The sequence below is a fragment of the Fictibacillus sp. WQ 8-8 genome (assembly GCF_024494405.1).
Lineage (GTDB): Bacteria > Bacillota > Bacilli > Bacillales > Fictibacillaceae > Fictibacillus_C > Fictibacillus_C marinisediminis.
The window spans coordinates 206,802-228,193 of the sequence record NZ_JAMXKG010000002.1 but is presented as its reverse complement, the minus strand read 5'-3'; the positions used below and the strand labels follow the sequence as shown (position 1 = coordinate 228,193).

Sequence of the window (21,392 nt, the reverse complement as noted above, 5' to 3'; positions counted from 1 at the left end):
CAATAACCTCCTAGTTTTGTTACAGCGGGAGTTCTCGAACCGCGGTGTATTTAGTTTTTCATAAAGTAAAATTATAGGAGAAAGTGGAAAAGAAAGCAATGTACATTGGTGCTCGTTCGACAAATTATTTACCGGGAAATAAAGAAAAGCGGAAGTATCTCTCCATTGAGTAGACATAAAAAAAGCACCCTCCCCTCTTAAAGAAGAGAGGAAAGTGCTAATAGCTTTTATAAATTAGATGGCTTGAAAAGCTTTTTCAAGTGCAGATTCTGCAGGAACATACTCAAGCCCGAGATCTTTAGCAACTGCTTCGTAAGTGATATGTCCGCCGGCTGCGTTAAGGCCCAATTTCAATGCAGGGTTGGACAATACGGCTTCTGTTACACCTTTGTTTGCAATTTGAAGAGCGAAAGGAACGGTTGCGTTCGTCAATGCGATAGTAGATGTACGAGGAACCGCACCAGGCATGTTAGCTACTGCATAGTGAACAACGCCGTGTTTTTCGTAAGTTGGGTTGTCATGTGTTGTAATGTGGTCAACCGTTTCGAAAATACCGCCTTGGTCGATCGCTACGTCTACGATAACAGATCCAGGAGTCATGGATTTAACCATTTCTTCTGTAACTAGCTTTGGTGCTTTAGCACCAGGAATAAGAACAGCACCGATTACAAGGTCAGATTCTGCTACTGCGTCCGCGATGTTCATTGGGCTGGACATCAGCGTTTGTACGCTTTTTCCGAAGATGTCTTCCAATTGGCGAAGACGGTCTGGGCTTAAGTCGATGATGGTCACGTCAGCACCAAGTCCTGCTGCTACTTTTGCAGCGTTTGTTCCAACAACACCGCCGCCGATTACGGTTACTTTTCCGCGCTTAACTCCTGGTACACCACCTAGAAGGATACCTTTTCCGCCTTTTGGTTTTTCAAGGAATTGAGCACCGATTTGTGCAGACATGCGTCCTGCTACTTCACTCATTGGAGTCAACAATGGAAGCGTACGGTTTTGCTCAACAGTTTCATAAGCGATCGCTGTTACACCTTTCTCTGTAAGAACTGCCGCCAACTCTGGCTCAGCTGCAAGGTGAAGGTATGTGAAAAGAATCAATCCAGGACGGAAGTAATTATATTCAGAAGCAAGAGGTTCTTTAACCTTCATGATCATGTCTGCTTTAGCCCAAACGTCCGCAGCGCTGTCAAACATGTTTGCGCCGGCTGCAGCGTATTCTTCATTAGGGAATCCGCTTCCTTCTCCCGCGTTTGTTTCTACTAATACTTCATGTCCAGCTTTTATTAAAGTAACTACACCCGCCGGCGTTAAAGCTACACGGTTCTCGTTGTTTTTAATCTCTGTAGGTACACCAATAATCATTGTAAAAACCTCCTGGCGCCATAAATGATGGCGTTTTCATTATTACTGTGCCTACAGTATAATCCTTTCCTCTTTAAATTTCTTTGTGAGGAAAAGAGAAAAAAAAGAAGACCATTTGTGAAATTTCACAAATGCTCTTCAATAAAAAAGCTGCTGAATCTTCAAATCCAGATAAAGCATCGTTTTCTGGTTCGTATTCCTAAAGTCGATCTGCCCGATTTCGGCAATTCGTTTCAGCCGATAGGTCAGTGTGTTGAGATGAATATGGAGCAGACTGGCTGTAAGATGTGTATTGGAACCGGCAGACAGGTACGTATCCAACGTGTTGTACAGATCGGTCTTATGGAGCCGGTCGTACTCCAGCAATTTATCAAGCGCTGGATTTCTGTAGCGGCTCGCGGACTGCTTCTGGTGAATGACATCAAGGAACTGATAAACACCTAAATTTTCATAGCCAAAAAGATCGGATGCCCCTTCTTTAAAGCGGTTTTTTATTTTAAGGACCTGCAGTGCTTCCATGTAGCTTTTTTCTGTAAGATGGTACGAGCTGTAGACCCCGCCAAAACCCGCTGTAATGCCATCTACTCCAAAACGCTCCTTCATTTGCTGAGTAAAAGAAAGAATAAACTCTTGTAGGATTTCACTAAGCGGTTCTTTAAGTGCAGAGGTGACGAGCATGATCATTTGATTTTCATCTACTGCTGTCAGTTGGGCTTTAACGCTCTGATTGACAGAAGTGATGTAGCTTACATTTTTCTCGAACCCCGCATCAATCTCCTCAGGGAACTGAAAGATCAGTACGGAGACAGAAGAACTGGGCAAGATTCCAAGGTCCCGCAGGCTATCCTGAATGGCTTCCTCATTACTGCTGTGGCCGGTCAGCAGCTTCCAGAAAAATTCCTGAAGGCTTTCCTGCTTTCTTCTCGAACCGGTATAGAGCTGAAGCAGCTGGTTCTTGGCCGCCTGTGCGGCCTTCTTCAAAAGCTCCAAATCCTCATCAGATAGATGTCGGTCCACTTCAAGAACCCAGATGTAGCCGAGGATCTCTTCATTTTTTCGAATGGAAACGGCGACACGGTCACCCAGGCCGACTTTGGAGATGGAGGATACACGAAGAGGTTCATCACTGGCCTGAAGTCCTGGGATAACCCCATCTCTCCAAAGGCTGTTAATGACTTTCTCAGGCACACGGCGGCCGATAATGGTTGCAATGCGTGCAGGATCCGTGCTGTTTTCATGGGTGCTGTAGGCCAGAAGCCGATGATTGGCGTCTTCGATCGTTACAGGGCAATGAAGGACTTCGCTGATCGTATCTGCAAGGTTTTCAAGGCTGCCGAACGTGCCTTTAAACGGATTATTTGAATAAGGATTAGAATTCATACGATACGCTCCTGTTAGTTGACTGTTATCTCTATAATAAAACACATTTTGGCCTAAACCCTAGTCTTTTCATTCAAAAAAGGAAAAGAAGCGGCTGTGTTGAATACAGCAGGTGAAAGAGAGGAGAAGATCACATGAAATTCAGTGAGTTTACGTATAAACGTCCCAATATGGAACAGCTTCAAGAAGAGTTTAAACAAAAATTGGAAAGCTTTGAGCACGCAGCTTCTTTCAATGAGCAAGACGAGGTAATGGCAGAGCTTGTATTCATCCGAAACCATTTCGAAACGATGCAAAATATTGTACATATCAGGTATACATCAAATACAGAAGACCCTTTTTATAAAGAAGAGCACGATTTTATGGATGAAAACACTCCAGTCTATCAAGGGATGATAAGCGAGTTCTTCCGAGCAATCGTCCATTCCAAGTATAGAAAAGAACTGGAAAGCAAGTGGGGCAAGCATCTGTTTAACCTTGCGGATGCAGAGCTAAAAACGTATTCACCGGAAGTCGTTGAAGACCTTAAACTGGAAAACAAACTGAAAAGCCAGTATGTAAAGCTGCTGTCTTCCGCAAAAATTGATTTCCAAGGTGAAAAAAGAACACTGGCACAGCTCATTCCGTTTACCCAATCACCGGATCGCGCCATCCGAAAACAAGCCGTGGAAGCGCAGTTCGGCTTCTTTAATGACCATAAGGAAGAACTGGACAGACAATACGATGAGCTGGTGAAGCTCCGTACTTCGATCGCTAAAAAACTCGGCTTCCCAAGCTTTGTAGAGCTCGCTTACAACCGTCTGAACCGAACGGATTATGACAAGAACATGGTAAAAAAATTCCGTGATCAAGTCAAAGAGCATATCGTTCCGTTCTGCACGTCTCTAAGGGAGAAACAAAAGGCGCGCATTGGGGTGGACAGCCTTAAATTCTATGATGAATCCTTCAGTTTTCCGCAGGGAAATCCAAAACCAAAAGGTGATGCGGATTGGATTGTTGAGCAGGGAGCCAAAATTTTCAAAGAGCTGTCACCGGAAACGGATGAGTTTTACACCTTTATGGTTGAAAATGAGCTGCTTGACCTGATCGCGAAGGAAGGCAAGGCGCCTGGGGGCTACTGTACGTATATCAGTGAGTACCAGTCACCATTCATTTTCACAAACTTTAACGGCTCACAGGGCGATATCCGGGTACTGCTTCATGAAGCGGGACATGCCTTCCAGGTGTATACGAGCAGAGGCTATGAAGTGCCTGAATACCAATTTCCAACCTTGGAAGCTTGCGAGATTCACTCCATGAGCATGGAGCTGATTACGTATCCTTGGATGGAGCAGTTCTTCGGGGAAGATACAGAGCGCTATCTTTATGACCATTTGGCCGCAGCAGTTAAATTTATCCCTTACGGTGTGGCTGTCGATGAGTTTCAGCATTTTGTGTACGAGAATCCTGATGCGTCACCGAATGAGAGAAAACAAGAGTGGCGCCGACTGGAGGAGAAATATTTGCCGCACCGTGATTTTGACGGCATTGAGTTCTTAGAAGAAGGCGGCTTCTGGCAGATGCAGACCCACATCTACCGCACGCCGTTCTATTACATTGACTACACACTCGCTCAAGTTTGCGCGCTTCAGTTCTGGAAACGTTCACGGGAGAATCATAAGGCAGCATGGCAGGATTACCTTGAACTGTGCGGCCGTGGAGGAAGTCTTCCATTTACTGAGCTGGTGAACATCGCCGGTCTTGTTTCGCCGTTTGAAGAGGGCTGCGTAAAATCCGTGATGGATGAAGTGAGAAAATGGGAAGCGCAGATCGATGACACAAAGTTTTTGCAAAAAGCATAGATCATAAGACTTCCAGCCCCCTGATGATTTCAGGGGGTTTTTAACTGCGCTTAAATTTGTAGTTTTTTTGACAGATGGCTGTAATTGGTGATTTCCAGGGGGAGTTAGCTTCAGGTTTGTTGTCTACAATGGTAGAATAGGAAACGAAAAAAGAAGATTATGAAGGAGACCAATCCATGAGCGATCAATCAAACTCTACCGTCAAGCAGAGAAATTATACGCCTGTTGTCATTGGGCTTTCGATAGCGATCAATGTTCTTGTTGTCATTTTGTTTTTCTTACCGGCTTACAATGGCAAGGTGTCGTTTGATGTTCATCTTCTCCCCCGTCTGAACGCGATTTTTAACAGCTTTACCTTTGTGTTCCTTTTGGCGGCGCTATTTTTTATCCTTAGAAAAAACATCAAGCTGCACAAGCGTTTTATCTTTGCAGCATTTACGACGACTGCTCTGTTCTTGCTTTCTTATGTTACGTATCACTATCTTGCCGAATCTACTAAATATGGCGGAGACGGCCCGTTAAAGTACATCTATTTCTTTATTTTGATCACACATATTATTTTGGCCGCGCTTATTGTTCCTCTCGCGCTGTTCACACTTGCCCGCGGATTGAACATGCAGGTGGAAAAGCATAAAAAGATTGCCCGCTGGACAATGCCTATATGGCTGTATGTCAGTTTGACGGGTGTTATTGTTTACTTAATGATTTCACCGTATTATTAAAAAGCAGGAACTCTCCTGCTTTTTTCTATACATAAAAAGAACCGAATAGCTTTTCCGCAAACGGGTAGTAATAAGAAATGACCATAAAAGGAGGAAAACAGCTTGAACATTGAACAAAAAATTGAGAATGCTGTGCAGTATATCAAAGAAAAGACATCCTACGAGGAAGAAAAGATACGTCTCGTTTTAAAAGAGGAAGGGCGTTACTTTGAAATGCAGAATGCAGATGTGGATATGGACGAGCTCATTGACCATCTCGCAAGAAAAACAAACCTGACAGAGCTCGAGGTCGATACCATACTGGAAAAGGAACTTCAGTATTATGAGGAAACAGAAGAATAAGCATAAATTACAGAGCCCGTTCAGTTTATCTGACGGGCTGCTTTTTTGATGTAATGTCTAGCTCCAGCGCTTGTACCCACAGGGCATAAGTACGACATTGCTTCATAAAGAACATGAAGCGTGTCTTCTTTATCGGACCTTGGCAGGGCGCTTCCGCATTCTTTCTAATAAGCAATCCCCACACGGCTTTGGGAAAAGTCGTTGGAGGAAAGCTGCTTGTATACAAAGTCAGCAGTGTCTCCTGTGCTGATTTGTGTTCCGTCCATAGGGAGGTAATCCTTTTCCACCCGGTAGTTTCCTGTCTCTGGCCCGTCAGGCAAATAGGTCGGACAAACGACCGTCCACTGAAGAGGTGATTGCTTCATGGCAAGGTAAGCGCGGTGATGTTCTTCAGCTGCCCTTGTCAGCCTCCGTCTCGATTCGCTTGATTGATAGCGAAGTAATCCAGGCTCTGTACGGCTTTCAAGAATACCAGCCGTTCCGACCGTGATCAGCCGCTTGATTCCCCGGTCCATCATCGCCTGTATAACAATTGGAATGGAATCCGTCAGCACGGTACCTCCATCCGATCCTAACGCACTGATGACAGACTCGCAGCCTTCCATCGCTTTTTCAAGGTCCGCGTTTACGGTGGTATCTCCCGTATGAATCGTTAGGTTCTCATGGTACACCGCGAGTTTTTCTGGATGTCTTGCGAGTACGTGCACTTTATGGCCATCGTTTAACGCCTTTTCCAAGACACCGCTGCCCACCCTTCCGGTAGATCCTAACAACAATAGTTTCATGGTTCATCCCGCCTTCGCTTTCATATCTAAATCTACCTTACCTGATAGAGGACCTCCACAGCAAAAATAAAATCATTAGTATGTTACTTTTGATTTCTCTATAATGAGAAACAAAGATAAAGAAGGAGGACACAATCATGAGTGAAAAGAAGTCAATTGGATTTATTGGAACCGGCGTAATGGGAAAAAGCATGGCTGCTCATCTATTAAAAGCAGGGCATTCCGTACATATTTATACGAGAACACGAGAGAAGGCAGAAGAGCTGCTGAGCCAAGGGGCTGAATGGAAGAGCACGGTTGCTGAAGTGGCACAGGCTTCACAAGTGGTGGTCACGATGGTCGGCTATCCGTCGGATGTGGAAGAGGTCTATTTTGGAGAAAACGGTATCCTGGAAAATGCAGCAAAAGGTTCGTATGTGATGGATATGACGACCTCGAGCCCGCGGCTGGCTGAAAAAATCTCCAGTACAGCAAAAGAGCTTGGACTTCATGCACTTGATGCACCAGTATCTGGCGGAGACGTGGGAGCGCGTGAAGCAAGGCTGTCCATTATGGCCGGTGGAGAGAAGGAAGACTTCGAAGCTGTTCTTCCCATTCTGCAGCTGATGGGCCAAAACATTGTCTATCAAGGAAAAGCCGGGGCCGGACAGCATACTAAAATGTGCAATCAGATCGCGATCGCTTCAGGTATGATCGGTGTGTGCGAAGCGATTATTTACGCTGAAAAAGCCGGACTGGATCCGTCTACTGTATTGAAAAGCATTGAATCAGGTGCAGCGGGCAGCTGGTCGCTTTCAAATTTGGCGCCGCGCATCATCAAAGGAAACTTTGAACCAGGCTTCTACGTGAAGCATTTTATAAAAGATATGAAGATTGCCCTCGAATCAGCGGAGGAAATGGGCCTTTTGACTCCAGGGTTGAAGCTGGCTAAAGATTTATACGAGGAACTTGCTGAGATAGGCGAGGAAAACAGCGGCACTCACGCGCTTTACAAACGATTGAAGCAATAATTTTCAAGGAAGAATGTCATGACTATTTTCCTAGGTACATACTCTTTTAGTAAGGGAGGTGTGCCAATGGGAATACGATTAATTAAGATTTCTGCACTGTATTTTGTACTGGGAGTCGGACTGGGGATGTTTATGTCGATCTCCCACGGTTTTCAACTGAAGAGTGTGCATGCTCACGTTAACCTGCTTGGCTGGACTGCGCTCACACTCGCCGGCATCATCTATCATTTGTTTCCTGAAGCCGCTGCAAGCAGGCTTGGGAAGATTCATTTTTGGCTGCATAACATCGGCTTGCCGGTCATGCTGCTGTCGCTGTCCTTTTATGTGTACGGCCATGAACAGGCAGAGACGTTTATCGCGATCGGCGCGACCATCACTGCATTGGGTATCGTGCTGTTTGCGTTAAACATCTGGAGAAACGTGAAAGCTTAGACGCCTGGGGGCTGCCCCGGGCGTTTTTTTAAGCTGGGGTTGGCGGTTTACAGGAAAAAAATATGATATGATACGGAAAGCAACATCAAAAAGGATGTGTTATCATGCAGCGTTTAGTGTACGAAAACTCATGGGATAAAGCGGTCGCCGATCAGGATCGGGAAACGATAGAAAAAGTTTTTAGAGAAACATCCATCCCTGCAGGACAGGAGATTTCTTTTTCCATGATCCGAACGGCTTTGAATTATAAAGGAGAGCTGCTCGTTACCGGTGTTCTTCATAATTTTAAACAAGATAGATTTACTGTTGAAAAAAAACAACTTACCTATAAAGAGGAGGGAAGGACCATTGCAGAATCGGTCTTTACCATCCCGCAAATCGTGCTGGAAGCTGAAACCAGCATGCCCTGGACCTTCATTTTTCCGGTGGAAAGCATAAAAAACGAACCGGTTCTGGCTGGCGGCCAGCTGTTTTTTTAATCTAGGCTTTTTTAAAGCATAATGTTGGTTTTCTATCATAAGGGGCCTCGCATACTGATGCTTAAAACAAGCATAGAAAAACCCGGGAATGCGTGTGTTCCACGATAAATAAAACATTTCGCTAAAAAAGAAGATTTCAGGTTGAATTGAGAAAGTTTTTGAGTAAAAAGGCTTTAATAGGGTGTCAAGCAGTGAGTTTTCCAGCTTTCTGCCGTTTCATCAGCCCTTTTTGGCCGCCGGATGGAGCTTATTTTCTCTGTAGATGTACTCAGAGGGATTTTATTATCGAAAACGCCGATATATTATCGAAAATCTTTTTTTATTATTGAAAATACCAATTTATTATTGAAAAGCAGTCTTTTTTTATCGAACGGTTTATACTCGACACCAATCGACCGGATTCGACGCATTCATTTCAGGGATTATCCACGAAACCACCCCAACCCCAAACAAAAACGCCTGCCCCGGATCATCGGGACAGGCGCATGCTTTTATCTCTCAGCTTTTATCGGTAATTGATAAATTGTACTTCAATCGGCAAGTCGGCCTGGCGGATGGCAGCGATAATCTGCTGAAGATCATCACGGTTTTTGCCGGACACGCGAACTTGATCATCCTGCACCTGGCTTTTCACTTTCACGCCTGAATTTTTAATGATGGTGTTGATTTTTTTTGCGTTTTCTTTGTCGATGCCCTGGACGAGCTTGGCACGCTGGCGAACTGTACCGCCTGAAGCCTGCTCAATTTTAGAATAATCCAGGTTTTTAATCGGGACATCCCGTTTAATCAATTTGCTGATCAAGACGTCCTTCAGCTGCTCCATTTTGTATTCATCATCAGAGATCAGCGTAAGCTCCTCATTGCCTTTATTCAATGAAATGTCACTTTTGCTGCCTTTAAAGTCATAGCGGTTTTTAATTTCCTTCATGGCGATATTGATCGCGTTATCCACTTCTGACAAATCTACCTTAGAAACGATGTCAAATGAGCTTTCTTTACTCATTTTTTCAGCCTCCTTTATGTATCTATCACTCTATTATACTAACATTATATCGCTGTTTTCAGTTTTGACAAAACTTTGTAAAATTATAACGGGCCAAATGCGGCAATGCCTGTGCTACAATGAGCTTAACTTAAAACAGCAGCCACAACCTATGGAGGAATATCGCTTGCTTCATTATAAAACGTATGAAAAGGGCAGCGGCTATGAATGGGTAATCTTCGTTCATGGTGCCGGCGGAAGCTCTTCTATCTGGTATAAACAAATCCGGGAATTCAAGCAGGAATTCAACGTTCTTCTAGTCGACTTAAGAGGGCACGGACGCTCCAAGTCCGACCGCTTTCTTCTTCGCAACTATTCGTTTGAGGATATCAGTAAGGATGTACTTGAAGTGATGGATCATCTGGACATTCCGTGCGCTCATTTTGTGGGAATATCTCTCGGAACGATCCTGATCCAGACGATCGCCGAGATGGCGCCTTGCCGTGTCCGTTCGATGACGCTCGGCGGGGCAGTGATGAGACTTAATTTCCGCTCCCGCCTTCTGATCACATTGGGGAATGCTGTCAAAGCCTTTATCCCCTTCATGTGGCTGTATCGGCTCTTTGCATGGGTGATCATGCCGAACAAGCGGCATGAAACGTCAAGGTCGCTATTCATCCGGGAAGCGAAAAAATTGTGCCAAAAGGAATTCAAACGGTGGTTTCAGCTGACACAGAGGGTGAACCCCTTCCTGCGGACGATGAGGGAAAGGGAGCTGCCCATTCCTACCCTTTATATCATGGGGGAGGAAGACTATATGTTTCTGCCAGCCATTCGGGCATTCATCGGACAGAAAAAGTACTCAAGCCTTGTGGCCATAAAGGATTGCGGCCACGTTTGCAACGTCGATCAGCCTGATATTTTTAATCAAACAGCAATAACGTTTATAAAAAAGCATCTGACCATCAGTTCTTCAGTGTCATAAGAAAAGGAGCCTTTACACAGGGCTCCTTTTTGCAAATAATGAGCCACTCATATGGAAGTACTGAAAAATCAGGTTCGAAAATTTTTATGTTCAATCGGTTTATACTCGACATTAAATGACACGATTCGACGCATTCGTTTCCAATCTCCGCCGCAAGGAATGCAAAAAAGGGACAGGCTTCACGACGAGTGAGCCCTGTCCCCTTTCCTATATTTTAACTTTACAACCAAGTGTCTAGGTTGTTATCGCCTTTAACAAGTACAAGGACTTTACCTTCATCGAGTTTTCTTTCGTACTGCTCCGCTTCAATTGGACTTAACCCGACTTCTTCAAGTTTATTGCGGAGTTCATCACCGCGTTTTTGGAAGAGATTTTTAATGGCAGTTCCTAGTCCTTCTTCTGCCGTCCCAATGGTGTTGGCATCTGCTGCATCTGCGATGTAACGCGTGTCGTCTCTTTCGTGTGCGAGGACGTAGATGTCATCGTGGTCAATTCCCCGTGTTTCAAGCTCGTTGACCGCAGAAATTACTTCTTGTTCCGTAGAAAATTCTCGTACTAATGGTTTAACAGCCATGATCAAATTCCTCCCTCTCGAATTGAATACACTTGTTATGTACACGCTTTTTGTATTTTGTAAACATGGAAAAATGAACCTGAGCGTTTTATACCTATTACTTTTGGGGAAAATAAAACGTAATGAAAAAAGAAAGGAAGATACCCAAATGATCTGGACAATTATCGGTATATTAATCGTACTATGGCTATTGGGACTTATTTTTAAGATTGCTGGTGGTATCATTCATATTCTTCTGATTGCGGCCATCGTGATTATTGTCTTTAAATTAATAAAGGGAAGGCGATCAGCCTGACAGAAGGGATGCTTCCACGCTGAAGCATCCTTTTTTATGAAGAAATTCCGGATCTATTCAAAAACCGGTTCCATTTGACACCCTTCAAAAGAATCAATTTTGCTTGAAAGCCATTGATATCCCGGCAAAGGAATCCTATCCACCGAATAGCTTGTAAGGATGTAAAATCGTTTGGAGGGATAGGTTTGAAAATGGCAATGAAAACGATAGGCTCGCTTGTATTGTTGTATTTGGCCATTATGGCGATGCCCATGGATGAAAACAGAGCTCACGCAGAACAGCAAACCGAACACAAAAAAGTGTATTTAACCTTTGATGACGGTCCGTCAGAAACGACGGGACAGCTTATGAAGGATTTAAATGACTATGGCGCTTCGGCGACTTTTTTTATGCTCGCGCCGCATATGGAGCAATATCCAATCGAAACGATGCGCCTGGCGTACAGCCAAAACTCAGTTGGCTGCCACGGGGTGACACATGATAAAGATGCGTTTTATCATAGTGAATCAACGGTTACGGGTGAAATGAAAACGTGCCGCCAGACGCTGGAAAACCTGACTGGGATCCATTCGAACCTCGTTCGTGTTCCTTATGGAAGTGTGCCGTATATGAAACCTGAGTATGTTGAGGCGCTTAAACGTGACGGGTTTATCATGTGGGATTGGAACGTAGACAGTGTTGACTGGGGAAGCAAGGATGACAGCTGGGTCAATAAAACGTTGCAGCAAGTGGAACAAGTGGAAAAGAACCATCATGATCCTGTTATCCTGATGCATGATAAAGAGCTGACAGCCAAAGAACTGCCAGAATTGCTTGGTGTCCTAAAGAAACAAGGGTATGAGTTTTCGCCTATAAGTGAAAAACAAGAACCAGTCAATTTTCAATAAATTCATTAAACAAAAAGCTGCCGGAAACTGTTCCGGCAGCTTTTTTTGTATTTAAATGGGTCTTTATAACTATTTTTACATAATTTTAAAATATTTACAGTTTATTTTACGAATAAAGTCTTTAATTTTTATTTTCAAAATATATAATTAGATTGGCAATAAAATAACTGAATGATTTTAGGGGGATACGTATGGGGAAAAAGTCCTTTACTTCAATGGGACGTTCTTTACTGGCATCAACAATGGCATTAACCGTACTTGCTTCACCAATCACTATGGATTCAGTAAAAGCAGCAGCTAAACCGCAGAAGCAGAGCAAAACGGAATCCGTTCAGCTTAGGATTCTGGGCACTACCGATATCCACACTCATATCGCAAATTATGATTATTATAAAGACGCGGAAACAGATGAGTTCGGTTTGGCAAAAACGGCAACCCTCATTAAAAAGGCGAGAAGCGAATCTAAGAACACCCTTCTTTTTGATAACGGGGACTTGATTCAAGGTAACCCGCTCGGTGATTACAAAGCGAAAGTGGACAAGCTTGAAAACGGAGAAATGCATCCGGTCTTCAAAGCGATGAAACTATTAAAATACGATGCCGCAACTGTAGGAAACCATGAATTCAACTATGGCCTGGATTACCTTCAGGAGGTATTGGATGATGCTCCTTTCCCGTACGTGAATTCCAATGTCTTTAAAGATGATCATGATAGAAACCCTTACAACGACAAGAACTATTTCAAGCCTTATAAAATTATTAAAAAGAAAGTCATTGATGCAAAAGGACATAAACAAGTCATTAAAGTCGGTGTAATCGGCGCCGTTACTCCTCAAATTACAATGTGGGATAAATCCAACCTTGATGGAAAAGTCATCACAAAGGATATCGTCGATACGGTAAAATCCTATATTCCTAGAATGAAAAAAGATGGGGCTGACATCATTGTTGCTCTGGCGCACTCCGGAATCGGTGATGCAGACCGCAAACAGATGGAGGAGGATGCCGCCTACGACCTGACAAAAGTCAAAGGCATCGATGCGATTATTTCCGGACACAATCACAAAACATTCCCTGGCGATTTCGCAAACCTTCCGGGTGTTGATGAAAAGAACGGAACGATTAACGGGAAGCCGGTCATCATGCCAGGAAACTGGGGCAACCAGCTTGGCGTAATGGACCTTGGCCTTGTGAAAGTCAAAGGAAAATGGTCTATCGACAAGGCAAAGACTCAATTAAGAGCGGTTTATGACAAAGTAAACAAGAAAAGTCTCGCCAAAACTGACGAAAGCATCATTAAAGCGATCAAAAAAGACCATCAAGGCACCATTGCCTATGTCCGCCAGCCGGTAGGACAAACAAGTGCTGATATCAACAGCTACTTCGCAACTGTCCAAGATGACCCATCCATTCAAATCGTTACGAACGCACAAAAATGGTACGTTGAAAAGCAATTAAAAGGCACAAAGGATGAAGGTCTGCCAGTATTATCTGCAGGGGCTCCATTTAAAGCAGGGGGAAGAAACGGTGCGAACTACTACACCAATATTCCGAAAGGCACCATCGCGATTAAGAACGTCTCTGACCTTTATCTGTATCCGAACACTGTAGCGACTGTTAAAGTGAAAGGCTCTGATGTAAAAGAATGGCTCGAGATGTCAGCTGGGCAGTTCAACAAGATTGATCCGTCCAAAAAAGAAGAGCAGGCGCTTGTGAACAATGATTTCCCGACGTATAACTTTGATGTGATCGATGGCGTTACCTATGACGTCGATGTGACACAGCCGGCGAAATATGATAAAGACGGAAATGTGATCAATGCTGATTCCAGCCGTATTAAAAACCTTCAATACAACGGCAAGCCAATCGACAATAACCAGGAATTTATCGTTGCGACGAATAATTACCGTGCAAACGGACTGTTCCCGGGTGTAAAAAATAAAACGGCAGTCAACCTGTATCCGGATGAAAACCGTCAAGTCATCATCGACTATATTCGTGAACGCGGCACGATTGATCCTTCTGCAGATCAAAACTGGAAGTTTGCTTCTGTAGCAGGTGAACCGAATGTAACCTTTGAATCTACACCTGACGCTCAAAAGGCAATACCGGCAGATGGAGCCATTAAATATGTCGGCTCTGCAGCAGAAGGCTTTGCGAAATATTCGTATAAACTTAAAAAGCTTGAGAACATTAATGTGCAGCTTTTAGGCATCAATGATTTCCACGGCCAGCTTGATACGTACAACTCGAAGATCAACGCAGGCGGTGCTGAATATCTTGCAGCCTACTTAAAACAGCGTGAAACAACGAACCCGAATACGCTTTTGCTTCATGCGGGTGATGCAGTTGGAGCAAGTTCTCCGGTATCAGCTTTGCTTCAGGACGAGCCGACGATCCGCTTTTTGAACAAACTGGGCTTTGATGCTGCAACGATTGGAAATCATGAGTTTGATGAGGGCGTAAAAGAAATGCTGCGTTTGATCCACGGTGGAAGCCATCCGAAAACAGAAGCAAAGTACGGCAAGTTTGAAGGGGCGAGCTTCCCTTATGTGGCAGCCAATGTGATTGACAAGAGCACAAACAAACCGCTTCTTGATCCTTATGTGATCAAAGAAGTGGGCGGAGCAAAAATTGGCATCATCGGTGTTGTTCTCTCTGACACGCCTAGCATCGTTATCCCGAGCGGCGTAGAAGGTGTTGAATTTACCGATGAGACAGAAGCCATCAACAAATATGCAAAAGAACTCGAAGCAAAAGGAATTAAGTCCATCGTCGTGCTTGCCCACAATCCGGCGAACTCTACAGCTGACGGACAGAATGCAACAGGCGAACTCGTGGATATGGCGAACAAAGTTGACGATGAAGTTGATGTTATGTTCGGCGGGCACAACCATGCGCTTACGAATGCAGTAGTCGACAACAAGCTTCTCGTACAATCCTATTCTTCTGGAACCGCGTTCTCTGATGTAGATCTTGTCATCGATCCTAAAACACAGGATATCGTGAAAAAGAGCGCTGAAGTCGTAACTGTTGACCGCGGCAAAATTGCTCCGGATCCTGAAATCAAAGCATTTGTTGACAAATATGTAGCGGACGTTGCTCCCATTTTAAATGAAAAGATCGGTACAACACCTAACTATATTACTAAGGACATCAATGCAGACGGAGAATCCCCAATGGGGAACCTGATCGCTGATTCCATGAAAGCGCAGACCGGCACAGATTTTGCCTTCATGAATCCGGGCGGCGTGCGTGCAGATATTGATGCAGGAGAAATTACGTGGAAGGAAGCTTTTACAGTACAGCCTTTCGGTAATGATCTTGTGAAAATGGATCTTACAGGTGCCCAAGTAAAAAGCCTTTTGAACGAGCAATGGGCAGATCCAACACGTGCGAAGATACTGCAGATTGCAGGGCTTAAGTTCACCTATGATGATTCACAGCCTGCTGGTGACCGCATCGTGAGCATTACGCTTCCTGATGGAACCGCTGTTGACCCTGCAAAAACCTATTCTGTAACCGTTAATAACTTTATGGCAGGCGGCGGAGACGGATATACGACCTTAAAGGACGGCAAGAACCCTTCTATCGACATAGTGGACCTTGAAGCACTTGTAAAATACATCAAAGCAAAAGGTACAGTTGATCCTAAAACAGAAGGCAGAATTACGAAACTGAACAAGTAAAAAGTTGAATTCAGACCAGCTTAAGGCTTCCGTACATATTGCGGGACTTAAGCTGGTCTTTTGTTTCGGGGGCAGTTCCTTTATTTGTGATATAATCCAGTTGATGGAGTAATTTCTAGAACAAAGGAGCCGGAATGGTGAACGGTTTTCATACAGATCAATTGAATGTAATTAAAAAAAGAAATACGCTCCTTTATAAAATGCTATGGGGTTTCTTTGCCGTTGATATTCTCTTTGATTTTATATTCGACCGTGATATCGTTTCGTTCATGCTGCCGTTAGGCTTAGGCATCGGAGGGTTTATTACCTTCTTTGCTGTCCGAAACCGCACTCCTATTTTTTCGATGTATCTCACCGTCACGGGTGTTTTCGGGTTTCTGTTCTGTTTGATAACGTTCCAGCCCGTGTTGGTCAACTATTTGTACATATGGTTCTGTCTGCTGCTTAGTATGATCTACAGCCAATATAAAGTTATAATTTATGCGGGTGTCCTGGCGGTGGCCATGTCATCATATTTCTTTTTTGCGGAACGGGAGCTGTTTTCCTCGGTTGAAGATTTTGATCTTGTCTTTATCCTTCTGCTTCTTGTTTTTTCAACCCTCTTTTTCGTTCTATCTACTCAGTTTACGGAAAGTCTCCGGATGAGGTCTGAGAACAGGGAAAGGCATACAGCAAGCCAGCTTCTGGAATCGAAAGAATATTTCCATTCCATCTTCTCGCAGACAGCAGACGCTATCCTCGTTCAGAATCTGAAAGGTGATGTTCTCGCGGTGAACCGGGCTTTCATTGAGCTTTATGGATGGAAGGAAGAAGAGATCTTGAAAAAGCCGTTTCAGCATATTCCATTCACACAAAAACAGCTGATTCGGGAAGTGTTTCAAAGGATTATAAAAGGAGAAGCAGTTGCAGGGTATGAAATGGTCAACCAAAAGAAAACAGAAGAGCTGTTTCCGGTCTCCGTCACCTTTTCCCCGATACGCAAACCTGACGGCACGATTAAAGCAATAGCTGGGATTTACAGGGACATAACAGAAACGAAGCGTACAGAAGAACTGATCGTCCAATCTGAAAAGCTCTCGGTCATTGGTCAGCTGGCTGCAGGTGTAGCTCACGAGATACGGAATCCGCTGGCCATTTTGTCGGGATTTGTGCAGTTCATGCGGGAGGAACACATATCGGATGAATACACGAATATCATGCTGGCTGAGATTAACAGAATGAACCAGATTTTAGAAGAGTACATGCAGCTGGCAAAGGTGAAGCAGTTTACTTATGATGAAGTAGATCTGTCAGGGCTCGTAAAAGAAACATTGCTGCTGATGGAAGCGTACGCAAGCCTTTCCAATATTTCAATCCAATACGGCATTCAAGATAAAGACTGCCTAATCAGGGGAGACTCCAATTCCTTGAAACAGGTGTTTATCAATCTGATCAAAAACGCTGTGGAAGCATCCGTACAAGGAAGCAAGGTTGAGGTATCGGTCAAACGGACAAGCGGCGGCTATGCGCTCATTGAAGTTAAAGATGAAGGACATGGCCTGGAGGAGGACCAGCTGAAGAAATTGGGAGAACCGTTCTTTACGACAAAGGATACGGGAACCGGGCTTGGCCTCATGGTGAGTTTTAAAATCATTGAGCAGCATAATGGGGAAGTAACTGTAACAAGCGAACCGAATAAAGGAACGGTCTTTTCGGTTAAACTTCCGGAAATATCAAAATAAAGCTCCTAAACCTGTATTAACTGCAGCGTTTAGGAGCTTTTTATCGTTCAGGAAACTTTTAATCCATAAATTTTTTTATTAATACGCAGGCAAAACTGTTACAGCATTTACAGATGAAGAAGAAAGAGAAACGACACTTGATCGATTTATGCCATTTCTTTTGGAAACCCGATTACGTGAACTTGGATCAAGCTTTGTTGCGGGCCCTAACTGGTCAGATCACTTTGAAATTGCAGGAAAGTTAATCACTGGCCAAAACCCGCAATCCACAATCAGCGTTGCGAAAGAAGTCGTGAAACAATTAGCATAAGCCCAGGCAGAGCCTTGGATTAAAAAAAGAGAAGCTTATCTTCTACGAAAATAAGCTCCTGACCTTAAATTTCGCACCGTTCAAATGATGAATGGTGCGTTCTTTATTTTTCCGTTCCTCTAATACGCTATATTAACTTTGCTCTTTGGGTACGTTCGTATACCCGTCAACAACGACATCGAGCTTTCCGGTTTCGGGATCGATGACAAGGCCGTGGACGCTGACAGTCTCAGGGAGAAGCGGGTGATTCTTTACCATGCTTACACTGCTTTTTACGGCATCCTCTACTTTATCAAACCCTCTCAGCCATTGATTGAAATCCATACCGGAATATTTTAAAGTGTTGAGCGTTTCCTCTTTTATTCCCTGATCTTTCATTTTTCCCAAAAAATCATCGGGATCAAGAGCACTCATTCCGCAATCGTGATGGCCGATGACACAGACTTCTGATGCCTTCAGGGCATAGATGGCGACAAGGATGCTTCGCATGACACTGCCAAAAGGATGCGCAATAATAGCACCAGCGGTTTTGATGATCTTAACGTCTCCATTTTTTATATTCATGGCCTGTGGAAGCAGCTCCGTCAGCCTCGTATCCATACAGGAAATAATAACAAGCTTTTTTTCTGGAAACTTCCCTGTCTGATATTTTTTATATTCTTTATTTTCCACGAACTTTTCATTGTACGCTAAAATTTCATTCAAAATTGCCATGTTGATCTTCCCTTCTATAGAACTCTTTTTTTACTATTTTATCGAAACATCCTCATAAATCCAAATTAAAAAGTTTTTATTAGACGAAACAAGCGTGTTATCGATAAAAAAACAGGCTGAAATATTGTCAGAAGGGATAACTCTTTCAGGAATGGTTCGTTTTTTGTTGGACAACGCAAAGATATGTAGGAAAAAAACAAGCAAACGAAGCACATTGTGACAAACATTTCCTTTTCCACTCCGTATAATCAAGCTATCAAGAACATATGATAGTAAGTTGTTAAAGCATCATGTCAGGAAGAAAGGGGGACAGGCCCAAAGCAAGGCTGGCAATCCATTAAAATAGATTTACTATTAAAAAGGGGGATGTACGGATATGGAACAATCTGTGTATTTAATAGCCATTATTCTATTTACGGTGAATGTGATGTTTCAGAAGGCGGTTTCCTTGATGATCACCAGGGTGGAGCAAGCCGTTCTTGTGAAAGAGCAGAAATACCGGGTTGCGAACCTGCTGGCTAAAGCGGTGAAAAAGAAAGAACGTCCGCTCTTCAAACCAATCAACAACTATAAACAAGAACGCCGTAAAGTGAAGTGGATAGATACTTCTTAACCAATTCGGTATTGGAAAATTTAAATCGAGGGGAGAGGGTAAATGATATTATTAAGGATGGCAAAATACTACTTAGTAATACTTAAAGAGATCGATGAACGGGAAAGGTATTCTGCTGGCAGATCCAAAAGTCTATTAAAACGGATAATTCATAGGGTTTCTCGGCCTGGATCACCGTGAATCATTGTGAATTTCAATAATAAATGTGCGGAGTATGTCGGGCAGTCTCTTTAAGACTGTCTTTTTTTCGTGGAGAAAAAATGTGTTACTATAAGTACAGCAAAGAAGGTTTATCGGAAGGAGAGCAAATCATGAGTATTTCCGTTCGCCATATCATTACGTTGATGGAAAAGCATGTGACAGAACTAAAGCAGCTCCCGGAGAGTTCGCCAAAAATAAAGGAGAACGCGGCCGCCATTAAGACACTCTGCGATCTCATGCTGGATTCTGACAGCACCAGAGAAGACAACCAGTGGGTGCCGCCCTCCCCTATTTCTGCTCCACCTGGATTTACAGGCACACTGCCTAAACAGAATAAGAAGATGGACGATGAAGAAGAGGGCAACGGCGATTCCATTTTTGATTTCTAGACAACAGAAAAACAGGCTTATCCTTAACGGATGAAGCCTGTTTTTTTTTATAGTTGATATATTCTTGCTTCATGAGGCTGCAGAACGTTTTGGCCGCTGATCGCCGTATAGTTTCCGAGAATCAGATTATCTTCGTTCACAGTTAGGGATGCTGGAAGAGAGAATGAGCTGGGCTCATCGCTGTGATTCAGCATGATCAGCCATGTCACACCGTTAAGGCTTCTGCTGTAGATGTACAGGTTTGCATCACCCTCTGACAAATCCTTATAGTTGCCATAAACCATCACATCGTGTTCTTTTCGCAAAGAAATCAGCTTCTGATAGAAATAAAAAACGGAATTGGGATCATTCAGAGCGTTTTCAACATTGATCTCTTTATAATTAGGGTTCATGTTAAGCCAGGGTTTTCCTTCACTAAAGCCGGCATTCTCTGATGAGTTCCATTGCATAGGAGTCCTGGAATTATCGCGGCTTAACGGCTGAAGCTCATGCAGCACTTCCTGAGGATCCCTGCCTTTGCTCGTTTCTTCCTCATATTTATTTTTCATCGCGATATCATGATATTCACCGATCGTATCAAACCTTACACCGGTCATACCGATTTCTTCACCTTGAAATATATAAGGCATTCCCGGCAGTGTATGAACCATGGCGGCAAGTAATTTAGCTGATTCGATTCGGTATTCTTTGTCGTTTCCGTAGCGTGTCACTTGCCGGGTATGATCATGATTGTTCAGGAATTGAGAGTTCCACCCTTTCTCATGCAGGCCATCGTACCATGTTTGCTGAATTTCCTTGTAGCGGAGCATGTCCCAGGAGGGCATGTCGTCAGCTACTTGAAAGTGAAACAATGTGTTCAGCTCATGCCGGTCTTCACCGACATACTTTAAGCCATCTTCAGGTGTAACGAACGGAATCTCTCCGACCGTCATTGCATCATAGTGGCGCAGTACTTTTTCATTCATTTCTTGCAGATAGTCATGAATACCAGGGTTATTTCCTAGGTAATCAATGTTCTCAGGATGGTCAGAATCCGGAAAACCTTTTTGCTTTGCCAGAAGGTTGATTACGTCCATACGGAATCCATCTATTCCTTTATCAAGCCAAAATTTCATCATGCTGTAGATCTCTTCTCTTACTTCAGGGTTTTCCCAATTCAAATCCGGCTGCTGAACGGCAAAAGAGTGCATATAATATTGATCTGTTTTTTCATCAAGTTCCCATACAGAAGGAGAAAAATAAGAGCGCCAATTGTTCGGTTCCCGGCCGTTTACCGCATCCTTCCAGATGTACCAGTCTCTCTTCGGGTTATCCTTTGATGAACGCGACTCGATGAACCATGGATGCTGATCGGAGGTATGGTTCACAACAAGGTCCATGATGAGTTTCAGTCCTCTGCTGTGAGCTTCGTTAAGCAATCTCTCCCACGTCTCCATCGTTCCTGCTTTCTTCATGACTGATCGGTAGTCTGAGATGTCATAGCCGTTGTCCAAATCAGGAGATTCATAGATTGGATTAAGCCAGATTACATCTGCTCCAAGTTTTTTAATATAGTCCATTTTTTGAATGACGCCTTCCAGATCGCCGTAGCCATCTCCGTCTGTATCGAAAAAACTGCGCCAGTAGACCTGATAGACGACAGCTTCTTTCCACCATGTTCTTTTCAAAACGCT

The 21,392-nt window shown here is 43.7% G+C and carries 20 protein-coding genes and 1 pseudogene; 14 read left to right on the top strand and 7 right to left on the bottom strand.

What is annotated here, in order from left to right; genetic code table 11:
- Positions 1 to 234 precede the first annotated feature (234 nt).
- Complete coding sequence (gene ald, locus M1K46_RS04835) at positions 235 to 1,368, bottom strand: alanine dehydrogenase (protein ID WP_256225162.1); 1,134 nt, start codon at positions 1,366 to 1,368, stop codon at positions 235 to 237.
- Positions 1,369 to 1,506: 138 nt separating this feature from the next.
- Positions 1,507 to 2,748: a PucR family transcriptional regulator gene (locus tag M1K46_RS04830; RefSeq protein ID WP_256225161.1), complete on the bottom strand. Its 1,242-nt coding sequence runs from the start codon at positions 2,746 to 2,748 to the stop codon at positions 1,507 to 1,509.
- Positions 2,749 to 2,882: 134 nt separating this feature from the next.
- On the opposite strand from M1K46_RS04830, the gene M1K46_RS04825 reads away from it, so the two are divergent.
- From M1K46_RS04825 to M1K46_RS04815, 3 genes are all read left to right on the top strand, one after another.
- Positions 2,883 to 4,589, top strand: a complete 1,707-nt coding sequence (locus tag M1K46_RS04825) for a M3 family oligoendopeptidase (protein ID WP_256225160.1) — start codon at positions 2,883 to 2,885, stop codon at positions 4,587 to 4,589.
- Positions 4,590 to 4,765: 176 nt separating this feature from the next.
- Entirely contained in the window at positions 4,766 to 5,311 is a 546-nt protein-coding gene (locus tag M1K46_RS04820) for a DUF420 domain-containing protein (protein ID WP_053356392.1), read from the top strand.
- A gap of 102 nt (positions 5,312 to 5,413) precedes the next feature.
- A complete protein-coding gene (locus tag M1K46_RS04815; protein ID WP_256225159.1) occupies positions 5,414 to 5,653 on the top strand; it encodes a hypothetical protein in 240 nt (79 codons plus the stop codon).
- 164 nt (positions 5,654 to 5,817) lie between these two features.
- Here the strand turns inward: M1K46_RS04815 and M1K46_RS04810 are convergent, their stop codons facing one another.
- Complete coding sequence (locus M1K46_RS04810) at positions 5,818 to 6,438, bottom strand: NAD(P)-dependent oxidoreductase (protein WP_256225158.1); 621 nt, start codon at positions 6,436 to 6,438, stop codon at positions 5,818 to 5,820.
- Positions 6,439 to 6,575: 137 nt separating this feature from the next.
- On the opposite strand from M1K46_RS04810, the gene M1K46_RS04805 reads away from it, so the two are divergent.
- The 3 genes from M1K46_RS04805 (at position 6,576) to M1K46_RS04795 (ending at position 8,359) form a co-directional block, all read left to right on the top strand.
- Complete coding sequence (locus M1K46_RS04805) at positions 6,576 to 7,448, top strand: NAD(P)-dependent oxidoreductase (protein ID WP_256225157.1); 873 nt, start codon at positions 6,576 to 6,578, stop codon at positions 7,446 to 7,448.
- Positions 7,449 to 7,514: 66 nt separating this feature from the next.
- Positions 7,515 to 7,880, top strand: a complete 366-nt coding sequence (locus M1K46_RS04800; RefSeq protein ID WP_256225156.1) for a cytochrome-c oxidase — start codon at positions 7,515 to 7,517, stop codon at positions 7,878 to 7,880.
- 104 nt (positions 7,881 to 7,984) lie between these two features.
- Positions 7,985 to 8,359, top strand: coding sequence for an SLAP domain-containing protein (locus M1K46_RS04795; RefSeq protein WP_256225155.1), 375 nt, complete (start codon positions 7,985 to 7,987; stop codon positions 8,357 to 8,359).
- A 505-nt stretch (positions 8,360 to 8,864) separates the two neighbouring features.
- Here the strand turns inward: M1K46_RS04795 and M1K46_RS04790 are convergent.
- Complete coding sequence (locus M1K46_RS04790) at positions 8,865 to 9,362, bottom strand: YajQ family cyclic di-GMP-binding protein (RefSeq protein WP_256225154.1); 498 nt, start codon at positions 9,360 to 9,362, stop codon at positions 8,865 to 8,867.
- Between the two features lie 166 nt (positions 9,363 to 9,528).
- Here M1K46_RS04790 and M1K46_RS04785 point away from each other — a divergent pair, with 166 nt between their 5' ends.
- Complete coding sequence (locus tag M1K46_RS04785; protein ID WP_053356399.1) at positions 9,529 to 10,326, top strand: alpha/beta fold hydrolase; 798 nt, start codon at positions 9,529 to 9,531, stop codon at positions 10,324 to 10,326.
- Positions 10,327 to 10,546: 220 nt separating this feature from the next.
- Here the strand turns inward: M1K46_RS04785 and M1K46_RS04780 are convergent, their stop codons facing one another.
- Positions 10,547 to 10,900 carry a general stress protein gene (locus M1K46_RS04780; RefSeq protein WP_091009162.1) on the bottom strand — a complete coding sequence of 118 codons (354 nt, stop codon included), beginning with the start codon at positions 10,898 to 10,900 and terminating at the stop codon, positions 10,547 to 10,549.
- A gap of 148 nt (positions 10,901 to 11,048) precedes the next feature.
- On the opposite strand from M1K46_RS04780, the gene M1K46_RS04775 reads away from it, so the two are divergent.
- The 5 genes and pseudogenes from M1K46_RS04775 to M1K46_RS04755 form a co-directional block, all read left to right on the top strand.
- The gene (locus tag M1K46_RS04775; protein ID WP_248254472.1) at positions 11,049 to 11,195 is read left to right on the top strand and encodes a lmo0937 family membrane protein; all 147 of its coding nucleotides are present in this window, start codon (positions 11,049 to 11,051) and stop codon (positions 11,193 to 11,195) included.
- A gap of 191 nt (positions 11,196 to 11,386) precedes the next feature.
- Positions 11,387 to 12,082, top strand: coding sequence for a polysaccharide deacetylase family protein (locus M1K46_RS04770; RefSeq protein ID WP_256225219.1), 696 nt, complete (start codon positions 11,387 to 11,389; stop codon positions 12,080 to 12,082).
- Between the two features lie 191 nt (positions 12,083 to 12,273).
- The gene (locus M1K46_RS04765) at positions 12,274 to 15,771 is read left to right on the top strand and encodes a bifunctional 2',3'-cyclic-nucleotide 2'-phosphodiesterase/3'-nucleotidase (protein ID WP_256225153.1); all 3,498 of its coding nucleotides are present in this window, start codon (positions 12,274 to 12,276) and stop codon (positions 15,769 to 15,771) included.
- A gap of 137 nt (positions 15,772 to 15,908) precedes the next feature.
- Positions 15,909 to 17,492 carry an ATP-binding protein gene (locus M1K46_RS04760; protein WP_256225152.1) on the top strand — a complete coding sequence of 528 codons (1,584 nt, stop codon included), beginning with the start codon at positions 15,909 to 15,911 and terminating at the stop codon, positions 17,490 to 17,492.
- Between the two features lie 88 nt (positions 17,493 to 17,580).
- Positions 17,581 to 17,802 (top strand): annotated as a pseudogene (locus M1K46_RS04755) (type 1 glutamine amidotransferase domain-containing protein); the annotation flags it as partial.
- Positions 17,803 to 17,934: 132 nt separating this feature from the next.
- On the opposite strand, the gene M1K46_RS04750 reads toward M1K46_RS04755, so the two are convergent.
- Complete coding sequence (locus tag M1K46_RS04750; protein ID WP_256225151.1) at positions 17,935 to 18,516, bottom strand: beta-class carbonic anhydrase; 582 nt, start codon at positions 18,514 to 18,516, stop codon at positions 17,935 to 17,937.
- Positions 18,517 to 18,892: 376 nt separating this feature from the next.
- Here M1K46_RS04750 and M1K46_RS04745 point away from each other — a divergent pair, with 376 nt between their 5' ends.
- Together M1K46_RS04745 and M1K46_RS04740 are read left to right on the top strand one after the other, a co-directional pair.
- Positions 18,893 to 19,129, top strand: coding sequence for a hypothetical protein (locus M1K46_RS04745; protein ID WP_053356406.1), 237 nt, complete (start codon positions 18,893 to 18,895; stop codon positions 19,127 to 19,129).
- A gap of 311 nt (positions 19,130 to 19,440) precedes the next feature.
- The gene (locus M1K46_RS04740) at positions 19,441 to 19,719 is read left to right on the top strand and encodes a YwdI family protein (protein ID WP_256225150.1); all 279 of its coding nucleotides are present in this window, start codon (positions 19,441 to 19,443) and stop codon (positions 19,717 to 19,719) included.
- A gap of 47 nt (positions 19,720 to 19,766) precedes the next feature.
- Here M1K46_RS04740 and M1K46_RS04735 read toward each other — a convergent pair whose 3' ends face one another.
- A complete protein-coding gene (locus tag M1K46_RS04735; RefSeq protein ID WP_256225218.1) occupies positions 19,767 to 21,386 on the bottom strand; it encodes a glycoside hydrolase family 13 protein in 1,620 nt (539 codons plus the stop codon).
- Positions 21,387 to 21,392 lie beyond the last annotated feature (6 nt).

What these genes read in the sequence shown, in the direction of transcription:
- M1K46_RS04830 (WP_256225161.1), bottom strand. Translation starts at nt 2,748, where the DNA reads ATGAATTCTAATCCTTATTCAAATAATCCGTTTAAAGGCACGTTCGGC.
- M1K46_RS04780 (WP_091009162.1), bottom strand. Translation starts at nt 10,900, where the DNA reads ATGGCTGTTAAACCATTAGTACGAGAATTTTCTACGGAACAAGAAGTA.
- M1K46_RS04810 (WP_256225158.1), bottom strand. Translation starts at nt 6,438, where the DNA reads ATGAAACTATTGTTGTTAGGATCTACCGGAAGGGTGGGCAGCGGTGTC.
- M1K46_RS04820 (WP_053356392.1), top strand. Translation starts at nt 4,766, where the DNA reads ATGAGCGATCAATCAAACTCTACCGTCAAGCAGAGAAATTATACGCCT.
- M1K46_RS04790 (WP_256225154.1), bottom strand. Translation starts at nt 9,362, where the DNA reads ATGAGTAAAGAAAGCTCATTTGACATCGTTTCTAAGGTAGATTTGTCA.
- M1K46_RS04805 (WP_256225157.1), top strand. Translation starts at nt 6,576, where the DNA reads ATGAGTGAAAAGAAGTCAATTGGATTTATTGGAACCGGCGTAATGGGA.
- M1K46_RS04745 (WP_053356406.1), top strand. Translation starts at nt 18,893, where the DNA reads ATGGAACAATCTGTGTATTTAATAGCCATTATTCTATTTACGGTGAAT.
- M1K46_RS04775 (WP_248254472.1), top strand. Translation starts at nt 11,049, where the DNA reads ATGATCTGGACAATTATCGGTATATTAATCGTACTATGGCTATTGGGA.
- ald (WP_256225162.1), bottom strand. Translation starts at nt 1,368, where the DNA reads ATGATTATTGGTGTACCTACAGAGATTAAAAACAACGAGAACCGTGTA.
- M1K46_RS04740 (WP_256225150.1), top strand. Translation starts at nt 19,441, where the DNA reads ATGAGTATTTCCGTTCGCCATATCATTACGTTGATGGAAAAGCATGTG.
- M1K46_RS04765 (WP_256225153.1), top strand. Translation starts at nt 12,274, where the DNA reads ATGGGGAAAAAGTCCTTTACTTCAATGGGACGTTCTTTACTGGCATCA.
- M1K46_RS04795 (WP_256225155.1), top strand. Translation starts at nt 7,985, where the DNA reads ATGCAGCGTTTAGTGTACGAAAACTCATGGGATAAAGCGGTCGCCGAT.
- M1K46_RS04800 (WP_256225156.1), top strand. Translation starts at nt 7,515, where the DNA reads ATGGGAATACGATTAATTAAGATTTCTGCACTGTATTTTGTACTGGGA.
- M1K46_RS04825 (WP_256225160.1), top strand. Translation starts at nt 2,883, where the DNA reads ATGAAATTCAGTGAGTTTACGTATAAACGTCCCAATATGGAACAGCTT.
- M1K46_RS04750 (WP_256225151.1), bottom strand. Translation starts at nt 18,516, where the DNA reads ATGGCAATTTTGAATGAAATTTTAGCGTACAATGAAAAGTTCGTGGAA.
- M1K46_RS04770 (WP_256225219.1), top strand. Translation starts at nt 11,387, where the DNA reads ATGGCAATGAAAACGATAGGCTCGCTTGTATTGTTGTATTTGGCCATT.